At 31.2% G+C, this 16,453-nt stretch carries 10 protein-coding genes; all 10 read left to right on the top strand.

The annotated features are described in order from the left end of the window. Positions 1–18: 18 nt before the first annotated feature. The 10 genes from JK634_RS11935 (at position 19) to nifJ (ending at position 16,126) form a co-directional block, all read left to right on the top strand. Complete coding sequence (locus JK634_RS11935; protein ID WP_202767867.1) at positions 19–303, top strand: DUF1294 domain-containing protein; 285 nt, start codon at positions 19–21, stop codon at positions 301–303. 109 nt (positions 304–412) lie between these two features. Further along, positions 413–1,801 carry a glycosyltransferase family 2 protein gene (locus JK634_RS11930; RefSeq protein WP_202767866.1) on the top strand — a complete coding sequence of 463 codons (1,389 nt, stop codon included), beginning with the start codon at positions 413–415 and terminating at the stop codon, positions 1,799–1,801. Between the two features lie 273 nt (positions 1,802–2,074). Continuing rightward, positions 2,075–4,024 (top strand): DNA gyrase subunit B, encoded by a 1,950-nt coding sequence (locus JK634_RS11925; protein WP_202768123.1) that lies wholly within the window; start codon positions 2,075–2,077, stop codon positions 4,022–4,024. A gap of 16 nt (positions 4,025–4,040) precedes the next feature. Next, a complete protein-coding gene (locus JK634_RS11920; protein WP_202767865.1) occupies positions 4,041–6,947 on the top strand; it encodes a DNA topoisomerase IV subunit A in 2,907 nt (968 codons plus the stop codon). A gap of 13 nt (positions 6,948–6,960) precedes the next feature. Next, complete coding sequence (locus JK634_RS11915; RefSeq protein WP_202767864.1) at positions 6,961–7,521, top strand: DJ-1 family glyoxalase III; 561 nt, start codon at positions 6,961–6,963, stop codon at positions 7,519–7,521. A gap of 136 nt (positions 7,522–7,657) precedes the next feature. Next, complete coding sequence (locus tag JK634_RS11910; RefSeq protein ID WP_202767863.1) at positions 7,658–8,866, top strand: M16 family metallopeptidase; 1,209 nt, start codon at positions 7,658–7,660, stop codon at positions 8,864–8,866. Positions 8,867–8,875: 9 nt separating this feature from the next. Further along, complete coding sequence (recJ, locus tag JK634_RS11905) at positions 8,876–10,648, top strand: single-stranded-DNA-specific exonuclease RecJ (protein ID WP_202767862.1); 1,773 nt, start codon at positions 8,876–8,878, stop codon at positions 10,646–10,648. Positions 10,649–10,768: 120 nt separating this feature from the next. Beyond that, positions 10,769–11,821, top strand: coding sequence for an undecaprenyldiphospho-muramoylpentapeptide beta-N-acetylglucosaminyltransferase (locus JK634_RS11900; RefSeq protein ID WP_202768122.1), 1,053 nt, complete (start codon positions 10,769–10,771; stop codon positions 11,819–11,821). 284 nt (positions 11,822–12,105) lie between these two features. Next, positions 12,106–12,531, top strand: a complete 426-nt coding sequence (locus JK634_RS11895; RefSeq protein WP_202767861.1) for a flavodoxin — start codon at positions 12,106–12,108, stop codon at positions 12,529–12,531. 88 nt (positions 12,532–12,619) lie between these two features. Next, positions 12,620–16,126, top strand: a complete 3,507-nt coding sequence (nifJ, locus tag JK634_RS11890; protein WP_202767860.1) for a pyruvate:ferredoxin (flavodoxin) oxidoreductase — start codon at positions 12,620–12,622, stop codon at positions 16,124–16,126. Positions 16,127–16,453 lie beyond the last annotated feature (327 nt).

The following is a 16,453-nucleotide window of genomic DNA, read 5'->3' as shown; positions in this document are numbered from 1 at the left end:
ATATAATCAAGGTTATATATGAAAGGAATCAATAATTTGAGAGAATTGGTAATTGGTTACTTAATTGCTATAAACATTTTAGGATTTTTTATAGTATTTAAGGATAAGAGTGCGGCAAGAAAACATAAATGGAGAACTAAAGAAAAAACTTTATTTCTATTGGCTTTATTAGGTGGAAGCATTGGAGTTTTTCTTGGAATGCAAGTGTTTAGACACAAAACAAAACACTTAAAATTTGTTATTGGAGTGCCAATAATTATTCTATTTCAACTAACACTGTACTTGATTTTTTTACTAAGTTGAAATATAGTAATAAAGGTGCGTTAATTAAAGCGTATAAATTTAGTTATAATTGCTTAGTGTGAATAGAAAAATAGACTAAGGATTTAAATATTATTTAGGAGTGGATAAAATGGGGAATTACATTTTTGCTGCAACAGCTGTATTCCAAATTTTTGTGTTTAGTATAACTGCGTATTATCTAATAATATCGTTATTTGGATTTTTTAGAAAAAAGGAAAATAAGAATTATGAAGCAAACAGAAAGTATGCCTTAATCGTTGCCGCTCATAATGAAGAAGTGGTAATAGGGAATTTATTAGAGAGTTTAAAGAAACTTGATTATCCCAAAGAGTTATATGATATTTTTGTTATTGCGGATAACTGTACTGACAAGACAGCACAAATATCAAGAAAACATGGAGTTAAGGTTTTTGAGAGAAATGACAAGGAAAAAAGAGGTAAAGGTTACGCTCTTGAATGGATGTTTGCAAAATTATATAAGATGGAAGAAAATTATGATGCCATTTCAGTATTTGATGCAGATAACGTAATTGCAAAAGATTTCTTAAAAGAAATTAATGCAAAAATGAATGATGGGTATAAAGTTGTTCAAGGATATCTAGACTCTAAAAACCCTGAAGATTCATGGATTGCATCAGCATATTCCATTGCTTTCTGGTCACAAAATAGACTTTATCAATTGGCAAGAACAAACCTTGGATTATCAAATCAAATAGGTGGAACAGGTTTTGCAATAGATGTAGAAATGTTAAAGAAACTTGGTTGGGGAGCAACCTGCTTAACAGAAGATTTAGAATTCAGCTGCAAGCTTATTTTAAATGGAGAGAGAGTAGGCTGGGCACATGATGCCATAATTTATGATGAAAAGCCTTTAACTTTAAAGCAATCATGGGTACAACGTAGAAGATGGATGCAGGGCTTTGCGGATGTAGCTTCAAGATTTTTCTTTAAGCTTCTTAAAAAAGCGATTAAGGATAGGGATATTAGAGCTTTCGATTGCGCGTTGTATGTAGTTCAACCCTTTACAGTATTATTACTTGGTATATCAGCTTTAATAACCTTTGTACAAGTAAATACTACAGGAGTGCATTTATATTCAATAAGTTATCTTTTTAGTGATTGGGGATGGAAGGGATTTGTAATTGTACAATTCTTAATTACTCCATATGTAATACTTAAGGATAAGAAGATAACTAATAGTTTGTTCGTATTGTTTGCATTATATTCATTGAACTCATTTGTTTATCCACTTTTATTAGGAGATATTCAAAACATATATATTATAACTGGAACTCATGCACTTTATACATTAACATTTTTACTTTTAGCTTATGTATTTTTCGGTAAAAAAGGATTCTTTATTTTCTTTAGATATCTTTTATATGCTATATACACATTAACTTGGATACCAATAACTATTCAGGGAATCTTAAGAAAGAACAATAAGGAATGGAATCATACAAAGCACGTTAGACAAATAGGCATATATGATGTGTAAATAGTTTGCTTAATATATAATTGATGAGGGAAAACACTATAAAATAATATTTAAGTGACTCGAAAGATGAAATATTGCTATCCGTAGTAATTAAGAGCTTTTGAGTCACTTTATTGTTTTTCAATTAATAACTAACGGAACACATGTTTGACAAATGTAGAAAGTTTATGTATATTTTTTTAATGATATAGGAAAGTATATACGATATATATAATGTATTAAAAAACTTATAGTAATTCTTCTATAAGGCTTTGAGTAATGGAGGAAAATATGATAGAAGAAAAAAATAACCAAAGTTATGATGTAAATTCATTAACTTCACTAGAAAAGTTAGAACCAGTAAGAGTTAGACCAGGGATGTATATAGGTTCTACTGGAAGTAAGGGACTTCACCATTGTGTGTGGGAAATATTAGATAATGCAATAGATGAAATTTCAAATGGATTTGGAGATAAAGCTACAGTTATATTAAATAAAGATAAAAGTGTTACAATAATTGATAATGGAAGAGGGGTTCCAACAGGAATACACCCAATAAAGAAAAAATCTGGTGTGGAAATGGTATTTACTGAATTACATACTGGAGGTAAGTTTGATAATGCCAATTATAAGACCTCTGGTGGACTACATGGAGTAGGTGCTGCAGTAGTAAATGCACTTTCAAAATGGCTTGAAGTTGAGGTTTCTCAAAATGGAAAAGTATATGTTCAAAGATTCGAATATGCTTTTGATAAAGAACTTAAAAAAGATATGCCAGGTACGCCAGTTACAACTCTTCAAGTTAAAGGCAAAACAGAGGTTACTGGTACCAAAGTTACATTTATGCCAGATTCAGATGTTTTTTCAACAACAGATTTTAAGGTTGATATTATAGATGAAAGATTACAGGAGTTAGCGTTCCAAAACAAGGGTATTAAACTTGAACTAAGGGATGAAAGAAAAGAAGAGGTTATAGTAAAAGAATATTATTCAGAAAGAGGACTTCTTGATTTTATAGAGTACTTAAATGAAAGTAAAACTCCTCTTCATCCAGAAGCCATACTTTTTGAAGGTGAGAGAAGTGTTCAAGGCATAAATATGTACGGTGAAGTATGTATACAATTCACAGATTCAACAACTGAATATATTGCAAGTTATGTAAATAATATTCCTACAACAGAAGCTGGAACTCACGAAACTGGATTTAAAACTGGAATGACAAGAGCTTTTAAGGAATGGGCAAAGAAATTGAATTTAATAAAAGAAAAAGACAAGGAATTTGAAGGTGATGACTTAAGAGAAGGAATGACAGCTATTGTTAGGATTAAGATAACAAATCCTGTTTTTGAGGGACAAACTAAAACAAAACTTGGCAATAATGAAGCTTATACAATGATGAATGATTTAGCATACACTAAGCTTTCAGAATGGATAGAAGACAATAAGACTTTAGCAACTAGTATAATAAATAATGCTTTAGATGCGGCAGCAAGAAGAGAAAAGATCAAAAAAATTAATGAAGCAGAAAAGAAAAAAATAGGAAAAGGCACAGCTCCATTAGCTGGTAAAATTGCAGTATGTACTCAAAAAGATAAAATGGTTAATGAATTTATCGTAGTTGAGGGAGATTCTGCAGGAGGATCAGCAAAACAAGCAAGAGATAGAAGATTCCAGACAATAATGCCATCTAAAGGTAAAATAATGAATACTGAAAAGCAGAAGCTAGAAAATGTATTAGCATCTGAAGAATTAAAAATGTTTAATATAGCTATAGGTACGGGGACTTTAGATAATTATAAGGAATCTGATATGAAATATGACAAAATAATTATTCTAAGTGATGCGGATGTAGATGGTTATCATATAAGAACACTATGGATGACCTACATTTATAGGTATATGAGACCACTAATAGCAAATGGTCATTTATATCTAGCACAGCCTCCTCTGTATAAGGTCTATAAGAATACTAAAAATGGAGAAGTTCATAAGTATGCTTATTCTGATGATGAATTAGAGAAAGTTAAGAAGGAAATAGGTAAAGGCTCATTAATTCAAAGATATAAAGGATTAGGCGAAATGAATCCAGAGCAATTATGGGATACTACATTAAACCCTGAAAGTAGAACCTTATTCCAAGTTACTATAGAAGATGCAGCAAAAGCAGAAAAGATGGTTTCACTACTAATGGGAGATATAGTTGAACCAAGAAAACATTATATGTATAAATATGGTGAGTTTTAAGGAGGACTAGAACATAATGGCAACAAAAAAGAAAAATGATATACCAAGAGATAATAATATTATAAGGATACCTATAGAAGAAGCCATGCCAGATAATTATCTTCCTTACGCCATAGAAGTAGCTAAAGAAAGAGCTTTACCTGATGTAAGAGATGGATTAAAACCAGTTCATAGAAGAATTTTATATGGAGCTTATTTATTAAAAGCATTCCCAGACAAACCTTATTATAAATCAGCGAGAATCGTCGGAGACATCTTGGGTAAATTCCATCCTCATGGAGATTCTTCAGTTTATGATGCTATGGTAATATTAGCGCAGGATTTTTCAACAAGAGAACCGCTTATTGATGGACATGGAAACTGGGGATCAATAGATGGAGATGGAGCAGCTGCTATGCGTTATACAGAAGCAAGACTCTCTCCAATAGCAATGGAAATGCTTCGAGATATAGAAAAAGAAGTTGTAGAGATGGTTCCAAACTATTCTGATAGTGAAATGGAGCCTAAGGTTCTTCCCGCAAGATATCCTAATCTTTTAGTTAATGGAACATTTGGAATAGCGGTTGGACTTGCTACTAATATTCCTCCACATAATTTAAGAGAAGTTATTGGTGGAACATTAGCTTATATAGATAATAATGAGATAACTACAAAAGAATTAATGAAATTTATAAAAGGGCCAGATTTGCCAACCGGTGGAGTTATTATTGGAAAAGATACATTAATATCTGCATATGAAACTGGAGAAGGTAAGGTAGCATTAAGAGCAAAAACCTCTATTGAAAAATTAGAAAATGGAAGAATGGGTATTGTAATAACCGAATTCCCATATAGAAGAAACAAAGCTAAACTACTTCAAGCAATATCAGAAATGACAGGAGATAAAAGACATGCTAAGGCATTAGAGTCCATTACAGATATTAGAGATGAATCAGATAGAACAGGAATAAGAGCTGTTATAGAACTTAAAAAATCTGCTGATGAAGATATGGCTGATAAGGTATTGAAATATTTGTTCAAAAAGACAGAACTACAATGTAATGTTAGCTTTAATATGGTAGCACTAGCTAATGGAAAACCAGAAACATTAGGATTAAAGTCTATAATAAAACATTATGTTGAACATCAAAAAGATATAGTAACAAAAAGAACTAAAAGAGAACTTGAAATTGCAGAAAGAAGATTCCATATAGTAGAGGGATTTATTAAGGCAATTGATGTTCTAGATGAAGTTATTGCGACTATAAGATCTTCTAAATCTAAGAAAGATGCTTCTATAAATTTAATAAATAAATTTGGATTTACTGAACTTCAAGCTGAAGCCATCTTAGAACTTATGTTATATAGGCTTACAGGTCTTGAAATTAATGTATTTAAAAAAGAATATAAAGAATTAGAAAAGGAAATAAATAGATTAAAGAAGATACTTAATGAGGAAAAAGAACTTCTAAGAGTAATTAAAGAAGAGCTTTCAGAAATATCTAATAAATACGGAAATGATAGAAGAACTGAAATAATTCATGATGAAAGTGAAGCCAAAATAGATATTGAAGAATTAATCGTAGTAGAGGATGTCATTGTTACTTTATCAAAAGAAGGTTTCATTAAAAGAATTCCTCTAAAGAGTTATAATAGAAGCAATTCTAATCCTGAAGATATAGAGTACAGAGAAGGAGATTCCTTAGCTTATCTTTTATCAGGTAATACTAGAGAATCAATTGAACTTTTCACTAAGAGTGGATATATGTATCAAATAAAAATTAACGATATTCCAGAAATGAAGTGGAAAGATAAAGGAATAAAAGCAGACGAAATCCTAAGAAGTCTTAACCTAGATAATGAAAAGATAGTTGGTGCATTAGTAATTAATAATTTCACACCTAATTATTCGCTTCAATTTATAACTACTAAGGGCAGTATTAAAAAGAGTACTGTAGATAAATTCATTACTGGATATACGAAACTTCAAGCTCTTAAGCTAAAAGAAGGAGATGGACTACTTAGAGTAGATCTTTTTGAAAGTGAAAGAATAGAGAGATATATAAAAATAGAAAGTGAAAATGGATTAATTTTTACTGTGAGTGAGCCAAAACTTGAAGATGCAGATAGAAATATTTATCCTCAAGCATTATGTATTTTGTCTAGTGAAGATTTTGTGAAAAAAGCAACATATGTAGAAGAATATCAACCTATAGATTTTACAATTGGTCTAGATAAAAAAGGCCAAGTAAAAGTTATAAAAGAAGGAAAGGTTCCAGCTTCATTGATGTCCTGTGTAACCAATTCCGTAGACGATGTATTAATCTTTACTAGTTTAGGAAAAGTAATTAAATTTAAGAGTGCTATAGTTGAGGAAATTGATTCAATCGAACTTAATAAGATAGTAAGTGGATTTGAGCAAGGTGAAGAGGTTGTTGAAATAATTTCAGTTGATGATTACTATGGAGAAGAATATATATACTTCTTTACTAAAAATGGTTTGATAAAGAAAACGTCACTTAAGGATTTTGAGGGAGATTATAACAATACTATAGGATATAAATTAAAAACTTCAAGTGATAGGGTTGTATCAGTTTCAAAAATGGGAGATAATCCTAATATTTTGATTATAACTAAAAAAGCAATGGGAATATTATTTGAAGGTTCTAGTGTAAGCGTAATGGGCAAAGTAGCTTCAGGAGTTACAGGAATCTCATTAAAAGAAGAAGATGAAGTTATTATGGGCAAATGTTTACAAACTTTAATTGTAAATGGAGAGAAATGTGGCTATAATTATCTTAAAAAGGTAATAATTATATCTAAGAAAAAAGAGAAACGAGAAATTGTCTTAGAAGACATTAAGCTTCAAAATAGAGCAGGTAGGGGAAGTAATCTTATGATTGTTGTATTTGAGGACTTTGTTAAGGAGGTCAATTTCAAGTAGAGGGGTGATCTTAATGAAAAAAGCAATGATACTGTTAGCTGAAGGATTTGAAGAAATTGAAGCATTAACGGTGGTTGATGTATTAAGAAGAGCTGATGTAGTTTGTGATATGGTTGCACTTGGAGATACTGAAGTAACAGGTTCTCATGGTATTGTAGTCAAATGTGACAGAAGTATTGTGGATGGGGAATTAAATCAATATGATGGAATTATTTTGCCAGGAGGTCAACCAGGTTCTGATAACTTAAGAGCAGATGTAAGAGTTATAGAGTTGGTTAAAGACTATTTTGCAACTGGTAAATTGGTTGCAGCAATATGTGCAGCACCAATAGTTCTTGCAAAGGCTGGAATTTTAAGTGGTAGATCAAGCACTTGTTATCCAGGTTATGAAGGGCAATTAGATCATAATAATGCAATACCTAAAGACGATTTAGTAGTAATTGATGAAAATATAATAACTAGTAGAGGACCAGCTATAGCTTTAGAATTTTCTTATGAAATACTAAAATATTTTGAAGAAAATGAAAAGGCAGCTTCCCTTAGAGAAGGAATGCTATATAATAAATTGTTTTAGATATAATGCATTAAAAAAATGAAATTTTATGGGATTTAAAATGAGGAAATAACCTTGTTTTAAATCTCTTTTTATTTAAAAGATTATTTAAAGATGGTAAAATATAAGGTAAATTACTTTCTTAGGAGAATAGATGATGGAAAAAATTGTTCTAAATAATGGAGTTAGAGTTTTATATAGAAAAGTATATGGAGAAATGACATCATTTTGTATAGGGTTTGAAGCGGGAGCTAATAGTGAAGAAGGTTTCAATAAGGGTGTAGCTCATGCACTAGAGCATATGGTTTTTAAAGGGACTAAGACTAGAAGTGAAAAAGAGATTAATGCTGAGTTAGATGAGGTTTTTGCCTTTAATAATGCAATGACTAATTATCCATATGTAATTTATTATGGCACATGCTCTAGCTATGATTTTGTGAAAGGATTCAGATTGTTTTCAGATATAATAAATAATCCTTCATTTAGTGAAGTTGGTTTTAGTGAAGAGATAAGTGTTATACTACAAGAAGCTAATGAATGGAAAGAAGATTTCTCTCAATATTGTGAAGATGAATTGTTTATTAATTCATATAAGGAAAGAAGAATAAATGAAACAATAATAGGCAATGAAAAATCAATTAAATCAATATCAATAAAAGAACTAAAAGATTTTTATAACACACATTATGTAGCTGAGAATTGTGTAATTACTATTGTTTCTTCTTTAGAAAAACATGAAATATTAGAGGAACTTAAAAACTTTAATATAAACGAGAAAAGATATAATAGAGTTAAGATTCCAACTGAGAAAAATAGAACCGGAAGTTATGAAAAAGAAGTAAGTGGATTTAGTGGTGCTAAAATTGAATATATTTTTGATATAGAAGAGCTTAATGAACTAGAAACAGAGGCCTTGAGATTATATTCTATGCTGCTGGGAGAAGGGGTAAGCTCGTTGTTATTCGAAGAGATAAGAAACGCAAAAGGTTATGCGTATGATATTTCGACTGAATTTAAAAATGAAAAAGGAATAAGGCTTCTTGCAATAAATACATCAACTTCAAAAGAGAAGATTAGTAACACTATAGAGAGTATAGATTTTATATTAAAAGAATCGATTGAAAAAGTGGGGAAATTAACTAATGAGGAATTGGACGTTTTAATTAAAAGGCTTGTATTAAAAAGAGATTTTTGGCTTGAAAGAGGAGTAGAGCTTGCTAAGTATGTTACTACAAATGAAATAATGTATAATAAAGGAATTGAATGCTTAAATTATAAAGATATTTTGAATAGTATTGATGTTCAATTAATTTATCAAACTGTAAAGAAGGTAATTAGTGAACCGTCTATTCAAATATTGAAATAAGGAGAAATAATGAACGATAAGTGGACTATGAGAAGCTCTTCAGAAAAGAAGAATTTTCTTTATAAGCAATTAGAAATACCAGAATATATAGGTACCATTCTTGAAAATAGAGGAATAAGTACTAAGGATCAAGCAAATGAATTTTTATATGGGGAATTAAAGGATCTTCATGATGGAATTCTTATGAAAGATATGGATAAGGGCGTGCAATTAATTAAAGAAGCAATTATAAAAAAAGTTCCTATACTCGTATATGGTGATTATGATTGTGATGGGGTAAGTTCCACTTATGTGTTGCTAAGTGGGTTAAAAGCATGTGGTGCAATAGTTTCATATCATATTCCTCACAGAGAAAATGAAGGATATGGAATGAATTTAGATAGAATAAAGAAACTTCATGAAGAAGGATACGAATTTATTATTACATGTGATAATGGTATATCTGCATATGAAGAAATTGATTATGCGAAAAGTCTAGGAATGACAGTAGTAGTGACAGATCACCACGATGTACCTTTCATAGAAAATTTACAAGGGATAAATGAGGAAAAGCTTCCGCCAGCAGATGCAATTATAAATCCTAAACAGAAAGAGTGTAGATATCCTTTTAAAGTTCTATGCGGAGCAGGTATCGCCTATAAATTTATTTGTTCTCTAGCCATGGAATTAGGAATTGAGTCAAAGGAAATGGATTATTTAATAGAAGTTGTAACTATAGCCACAGTTTGTGACGTAGTGGATTTGCTAGGAGAAAATAGAATTATAGTTAAGGAAGGTCTTAAAAAATTAAATAAAACAGATAATTTAGGATTAAAAGCGTTAATTGAAGCTAATAATTTAAAGGATAAAAATATAAATGAATATCATTTGGGATTTATACTAGGCCCCTGCATAAATGCTACTGGAAGATTAGAAACTGCAGATGTAGCATTAGAGTTATTAATGTGTAAAGATGAAGTGGAGGCAAGTGAATTAGCTAAAAGATTGCTAGAGTTAAATAGAGAAAGACAAGAGATGACAAGTGAAAGCTTAGAGAAGGTAATCGATAAAATTAAAAATGGAGGGTATGAGAATGATAAAGTTATGCTCATATATGAACCTTCTATTCATGAAAGCCTTGCAGGAATAGTAGCAGGAAGAGTTAGAGAGAAATATAATGTTCCAGCTATAATAATGACTTCTGGAAAAGATATGCCTAAGGGGTCAGGAAGAAGCATAGAAAAATACGATATGTATAAGGAACTATCTAAGTGTAAAGAGATAATTTCAAAATTTGGGGGTCACCCAATGGCAGCTGGGCTTTCTATTAAAGAAGAAAAGCTACCACTTCTTAGAGAAAAATTATTAGAGAATTGCAAATTAACAGATGAGGACTTAGTTCCTGAAATTAAAATAGATACAAAATTATCATTTGAAAAAATAAGTTTTGAAATTATAGAAGAGCTAGAGGCACTAGCTCCATTTGGAAAAGGAAATCCTAAACCTCTTTTTGGAGAAAAGGGTATTTTTATTAAGCGAATTTGGTTTATTGGTGCAGATAAAAATTCAATTAGAGTAAGTTTTAGTTTTGGTAATAACAAAAATATTTCCGGAATAGCATTTAATATTGGAGAAGAGTTTAGAGAAATGCTATTTGGAAAATATGGAAAAGAAAAAGCTATAGAAATTGAAGAGAGTAGTTATTGTAATATTAAATGTGCAGTGGTATATTATCCAAGTATTAATGAATACAAGGATAATAAATCAATTCAAATTAAAATTGAGTCTATAAAATTAATGTAGAGTTTAACCTATACTAGAAAAATATATATGAATATCTTTTGTTATAAAGTCATAAGCAAAAATATAATATAATGTAGGTTTAGTTAGTCAAAGGGAGATGATTTTTTGTATAAGATAATTATGACGGGTGGAGGAACAGCTGGCCATGTAACTCCGAATCTTGCATTGGTACCAAAACTTAAACAAAAAGGTTTTGAGATAAAGTATATTGGTAGTAAAGATGGAATTGAAAAGGAGATAATTGAGAAGGAAAAAATACAATATTATTCTATTAGTTCTGGTAAATTGAGGAGATATTTTGATTTTAAAAACTTCTCAGATCCTTTCAAAGTAGCTAAAGGATTGTTTGAAGCATTAAAAATATTATCTAAAGAAAAACCTAATGTAGTATTTTCTAAGGGTGGATTTGTTGCTGTTCCAGTTGTAATGGCAGCAACTATAAAAAAGATTCCTGTTGTTGCACATGAGTCCGATATTACACCAGGACTTGCTAATAAATTAAGTGCTCCATTTTGTAATAAATTATGTGTTACATTTCCAGAAAGCTTAAATTATGTGAAAAATAATAAGGGGGTACTTACAGGTTCTCCCATAAGAGACGATATTATAAATGGAGATATTATTAAAGGAAAGAATATTGCTGGATTTAAGACCAATAAACCTATAATTTTGGTAATGGGTGGAAGTTTAGGATCTAAAGTTATTAATGATGCACTAAGAGAAAAATTAGATGAATTATTAAAAGAGTTCAATATTATTCATATATGTGGTAAAGGAAACTTTGATAAGTCACTAGATAAAATTGAAGGTTATGCTCAATTTGAGTATGTATCTAATGAACTATCACACCTAATGAAAAGCTCAGATTATGTAGTTTCAAGAGCTGGCTCTAACTCCATATTTGAATTTTTATCACTTCAAAAGCCTATGTTATTAATACCTTTATCAAAGAAAGCTAGTAGGGGAGATCAAATCTTAAATGCTAATTCTTTTAAAAAAGAGGGATTTTGCTTAGTGCTTGAAGAGGAAAACTTAAATAAAGATACTCTTTTTGAATCCATACAGAGGTTGAAAAAAGAGGGAACTGTTCTAAAGAATGCTATGAGAAAGAGCAGTATGAGCAATGGTGTAGAGGCAATAATAAATGTAATAATGGATAATATGAAAAAGTAATTGAAAGGCAAATTAGCTAATTTGTCTAAAGATTGAGAAAATTTAAAGAAAAACGAGTATTCCTTTAAAAATATGAAATAAAGTTAAATTATTGAGCAATTTGTAGAAATTTAGGCAGAAGGTTGGTAAAATGAAGCTAGACTAGTATAAACGCTTAATATTTCTTTTAATATGAAACTTGCAAAATATTTTCCATGATATATAATTAGTATTGTGAGTTTCCATGTGGGAAATAAGCTTAAACAAACGAATTGTTAATTATTTAACAAAACGAGGTGCTATATATGAAAAAAGTGAGTATCATTTATTGGAGTAATGGCGGAAATGTTGAAGTTTTAGCCAATGCTATTACTGAAGGTGCTAAAGAAGCAGGAGCAGAGGTGTTAATAAAACATGTTGCAGATGCAAAAATTTCTGATATAACAGAAGCAGATAGCGTAGCTTTAGGTAGTCCTTCTATGGATAACAACAGAATAGAACAAAAGGAAATGGAACCTTTTGTAAATGAATTTAAGTTATTACCTAACGGTAATAAGAAACTTGTTTTATTTGGTTCATATGGATGGGATAACGGCGCATTTATGCAAGAATGGTCTAACAGAATGAAAGACTATGACTTTGATGTTATCGGAGAACTTGCTGTGAAAGAATCACCAGATCAAGATGAATTAGATTTAGCAAAGGAATTCGGTAGAAAACTTGCCGAATAGAAAAAAGTTTTTTCTATGAATCTAAAAAATTATTTTAGAATCATAATAAAATAAATCATTTTACCATTTAGAAAGAGGGGTCAACAAAATGAGAAAAATGAAAACTATGGATGGTAATACTGCAGCAGCTCATATATCTTATGCATTTACTGAAGTTACTGCAATATATCCAATTACACCATCATCACCAATGGCAGAACATGTTGATGAATGGGTAGCTCAAGGAAGAAAGAACATATTTGGACAACCTGTAAGAGTTATGGAAATGCAATCAGAGGCTGGAGCAGCTGGAGCAGTTCATGGTTCATTACAAGCTGGAGCATTAACAACTACTTATACTGCATCACAAGGTTTATTATTAATGATACCTAATATGTATAAGATTGCTGGAGAAATGTTACCAGGAGTTTTACATGTATCAGCTAGAGCATTAGCTACATCTTCATTAAACATATTCGGTGATCACCAAGATGTTATGGCTGCAAGACAAACTGGTTTTGCAATGTTAGCTGAAGGCTCAGTACAAGAAGTTATGGATTTAGCAGCAGTAGCTCATTTAACTGCTATTAAAACAAGAATTCCATTCTTAAACTTCTTCGATGGTTTCAGAACTTCTCATGAAATTCAAAAAATTGAAGTTTTAGAGTATGATGAATTAGCTAAGTTAGTTGACTGGGATGCTATAAAAGCATTTAGAGAAAGAGCATTAAATCCAAATCACCCAGTTACTAGAGGAACAGCTCAAAATGCAGATATCTACTTCCAAGAAAGAGAATCTGTTAATAAATTTTATAGTGCATTACCAGAAACAGTTGAAAGCTATATGGCTGAAATCACTAAATTAACTGGTAGAGAATATCACTGCTTCGATTACTATGGTGCACCAGATGCAGATAGAGTAATAGTTGCTATGGGTTCTGCTACAGATGTATGTGAAGAAACTGTAGATTACTTAAATGCAAACGGACAAAAAGTCGGTGTTGTTAAAGTAAGATTATTTAGACCATTCTCTAATGAAAGATTATTAAAAGCTATCCCATCTACTGTTAAGAAGATAGCTGTATTAGATAGAACAAAAGAACCAGGATCTGCTGGTGAACCATTATACTTAGATGTAAGAAATGCATTCTTTGGACAAACTGATGCTCCATTAGTTGTAGGAGGAAGATTCGGTTTAGGTTCAAAAGATCCAAATCCAGGACATATTGCTGCAGTTTATGCTAATTTAGCACAAGATGCACCTAAAAATGGATTTACAATTGGAATCATTGATGATGTTACAAACACTTCATTAGAAGTTACTCAAGATATAGATGCTACTCCAGCTGGAACTACAGCTTGTAAGTTCTGGGGATTAGGATCAGATGGTACTGTTGGAGCAAACAAGAGTGCAATCAAAATTATTGGAGACCATACAGACATGTATGCTCAAGGATACTTCTTCTATGATTCAAAAAAATCAGGTGGAATTACAGTATCTCACTTAAGATTTGGTAAGAAAGCTATTAAATCACCATATTTAATAAACAAAGCTGACTTTGTTTCATGTTCTAACCAATCTTATGTTCATAAGTACAATGTACTTGATGGATTAAAACCAGGTTCAACTTTCTTACTAAACACTATCTGGACTCCAGAAGAGTTAGAAGAAAAATTACCTGCATCATATAAGAGATTTATTGCTAACAACAACATTAAGTTCTATACTTTAAATGCTGTAGGAATAGCTCAAGAAATAGGTCTTGGTGGAAGAATCAACATGATAATGCAATCAGCTTTCTTCAAGCTAGCTAACATTATCCCAGTTGAAGATGCAGTTAAATACCTAAAAGATGCTGTTGTAACTTCTTATGGTAAGAAGGGTGAAAAAGTTGTTAACATGAACAACGCAGCTATCGATAGAGGTATCGAATCAATGGTAGAAATTAATATACCAGAAGCTTGGAAAACAGCTGTAGATGAAGAAGTTGTTGATTCTAAAAAGAAATCAGACTTCGTTAAGAATATAGTTATACCAATGAACAGATTAGAAGGAGATTCACTTCCAGTTTCAACATTTGTAGGAATGGAAGATGGTACATTCGAACAAGGTACTGCAGCTTTCGAAAAGAGAGGAATAGCAGTAAATGTTCCTGAATGGCAAGCTGATAAATGTATCCAATGTAATCAATGTTCATTTGTATGTCCTCATGCTGTAATAAGACCATTCTTATTAACAGATGCTGAAAAAGCAGCAGCACCAGAAGGATTAAAATTAGTTCCAGCTAAGGCATTAAAGACAGAAGAACCACTAAGCTACACTATGGCAGTAAGTCCATTAGATTGTTCAGGTTGTGGAAACTGTGCTCAAGTATGTCCAGCTCCAGGAAAAGCATTAATCATGAAACCACAAGAATCTCAACATGTTGAGCTTCCAAACTGGGATTATGTAACTGAAAAGGTAGCTCCAAAAGCTAACCCAATGAATAAATTAACATTAAAAGGTAGCCAATTTGAACAACCATTACTTGAGTTCTCAGGTGCTTGTGCAGGTTGTGGAGAAACTCCATATGCTAAGCTTATAACTCAATTATTTGGTGATAGAATGATGATATCTAATGCTACAGGATGTTCTTCAATTTGGGGAGGATCTGCTCCTTCAACTCCTTATACTGTTAACCATAAAGGACAAGGTCCAGCATGGGCAAATTCATTATTCGAAGATAATGCTGAATATGGATTAGGTATGTTCTTAGGAGTTAAGGCTATAAGAGATAGAATAGCTGAAAGAGCTCAAGCTGCAATAGCTGCAGGAGATCCAGCAAAAGCTGAATTACAAGATTGGTTAGATAATATGAACGAAGGTGCTGGAACAAGAGATAGAGCTGAAATATTAATTGCTGCTCTAGAAAAATCTGGTACTGAAGCTGCTAAAGAAATATTAGCTGAAAAAGACTACTTCGTTAAGAGATCTCAATGGATCTTCGGAGGAGACGGATGGGCATACGATATCGGATACGGTGGAGTTGACCACGTACTTGCTTCAGGAGAAGATGTAAATATATTCGTATTTGATACAGAAGTTTACTCAAACACTGGTGGACAATCTTCAAAATCTACACCAACTGCTGCAATAGCTAAATTTGCTGCAAGTGGTAAGAAGACTAAGAAGAAAGACCTTGGAATGATGGCTATGACATATGGTTATGTATATGTAGCTCAAGTTAACATGGGAGCTGATAAGAACCAAGTTCTTAAAGCTATTGCTGAAGCAGAAGCTTATAAGGGACCATCATTAATCATAGGTTATGCACCATGTATCAACCATGGATTAAAAATAGGAATGGGTAACAGCCAAGAAGAAGCTAAGAGAGCAACTGCTTGTGGATACTGGTCAATGTACAGATACAATCCATTAGTAAAAGAACAAGGAAAGAACCCATTCACATTAGATTCTAAAGAACCAACAGCAGACTTTAAAGAATTCTTAATGGGAGAAGTTAGATACTCTTCACTTGCTAAGGCATTCCCAGAAGCTGCAGATGCATTATTTGAAAAGACTTACAAAGATGCAATGGAAAGATTAGAAGGTTACAAGAAATTAGCTAACCAATAATCATAAATAAATTAAAAGAGATGGATTTATTCCATCTCTTTTTTGTTAACTTTATTATAAAAAATAAGAACATTAAGGTAAAATTTAGGTTATAATGACCAAAAATTCGTTAATGTAAATTAAATTATTGTTAGTCAGACTACAATATAATAACAAAAAGTTAAAAAGTAAATATTTACATATATTAAACTATAATTAAATTTAAAAAAATTTATCTTTTTTACATTTTCATAACTTTAATATAGAAATATTAACTTTCTTAATATAAACTTAACATTGGAGTGTTATTATTTATGAGTATGTGATAATTAAAAGGAAGGATTGGTA

It is taken from the genome of Clostridium paridis, assembly GCF_016765615.1.
Classification (GTDB): Bacteria; Bacillota; Clostridia; order Clostridiales; family Clostridiaceae; genus Clostridium_T; species Clostridium_T paridis.
The sequence above is the reverse complement of the archived record's forward strand: the minus strand, read 5'-3'. Positions and strand labels throughout refer to the sequence as shown.

Excerpts from the sequence above, each read along its gene's own strand:
- JK634_RS11935 (WP_202767867.1), top strand. The coding sequence starts at position 19 with ATGAAAGGAATCAATAATTTGAGAGAATTGGTAATTGGTTACTTAATT.
- recJ (WP_202767862.1), top strand. The coding sequence starts at position 8,876 with ATGAACGATAAGTGGACTATGAGAAGCTCTTCAGAAAAGAAGAATTTT.
- JK634_RS11900 (WP_202768122.1), top strand. The coding sequence starts at position 10,769 with ATGACGGGTGGAGGAACAGCTGGCCATGTAACTCCGAATCTTGCATTG.
- JK634_RS11895 (WP_202767861.1), top strand. The coding sequence starts at position 12,106 with ATGAAAAAAGTGAGTATCATTTATTGGAGTAATGGCGGAAATGTTGAA.
- JK634_RS11930 (WP_202767866.1), top strand. The coding sequence starts at position 413 with ATGGGGAATTACATTTTTGCTGCAACAGCTGTATTCCAAATTTTTGTG.
- JK634_RS11915 (WP_202767864.1), top strand. The coding sequence starts at position 6,961 with ATGAAAAAAGCAATGATACTGTTAGCTGAAGGATTTGAAGAAATTGAA.
- JK634_RS11920 (WP_202767865.1), top strand. The coding sequence starts at position 4,041 with ATGGCAACAAAAAAGAAAAATGATATACCAAGAGATAATAATATTATA.
- nifJ (WP_202767860.1), top strand. The coding sequence starts at position 12,620 with ATGAGAAAAATGAAAACTATGGATGGTAATACTGCAGCAGCTCATATA.
- JK634_RS11910 (WP_202767863.1), top strand. The coding sequence starts at position 7,658 with ATGGAAAAAATTGTTCTAAATAATGGAGTTAGAGTTTTATATAGAAAA.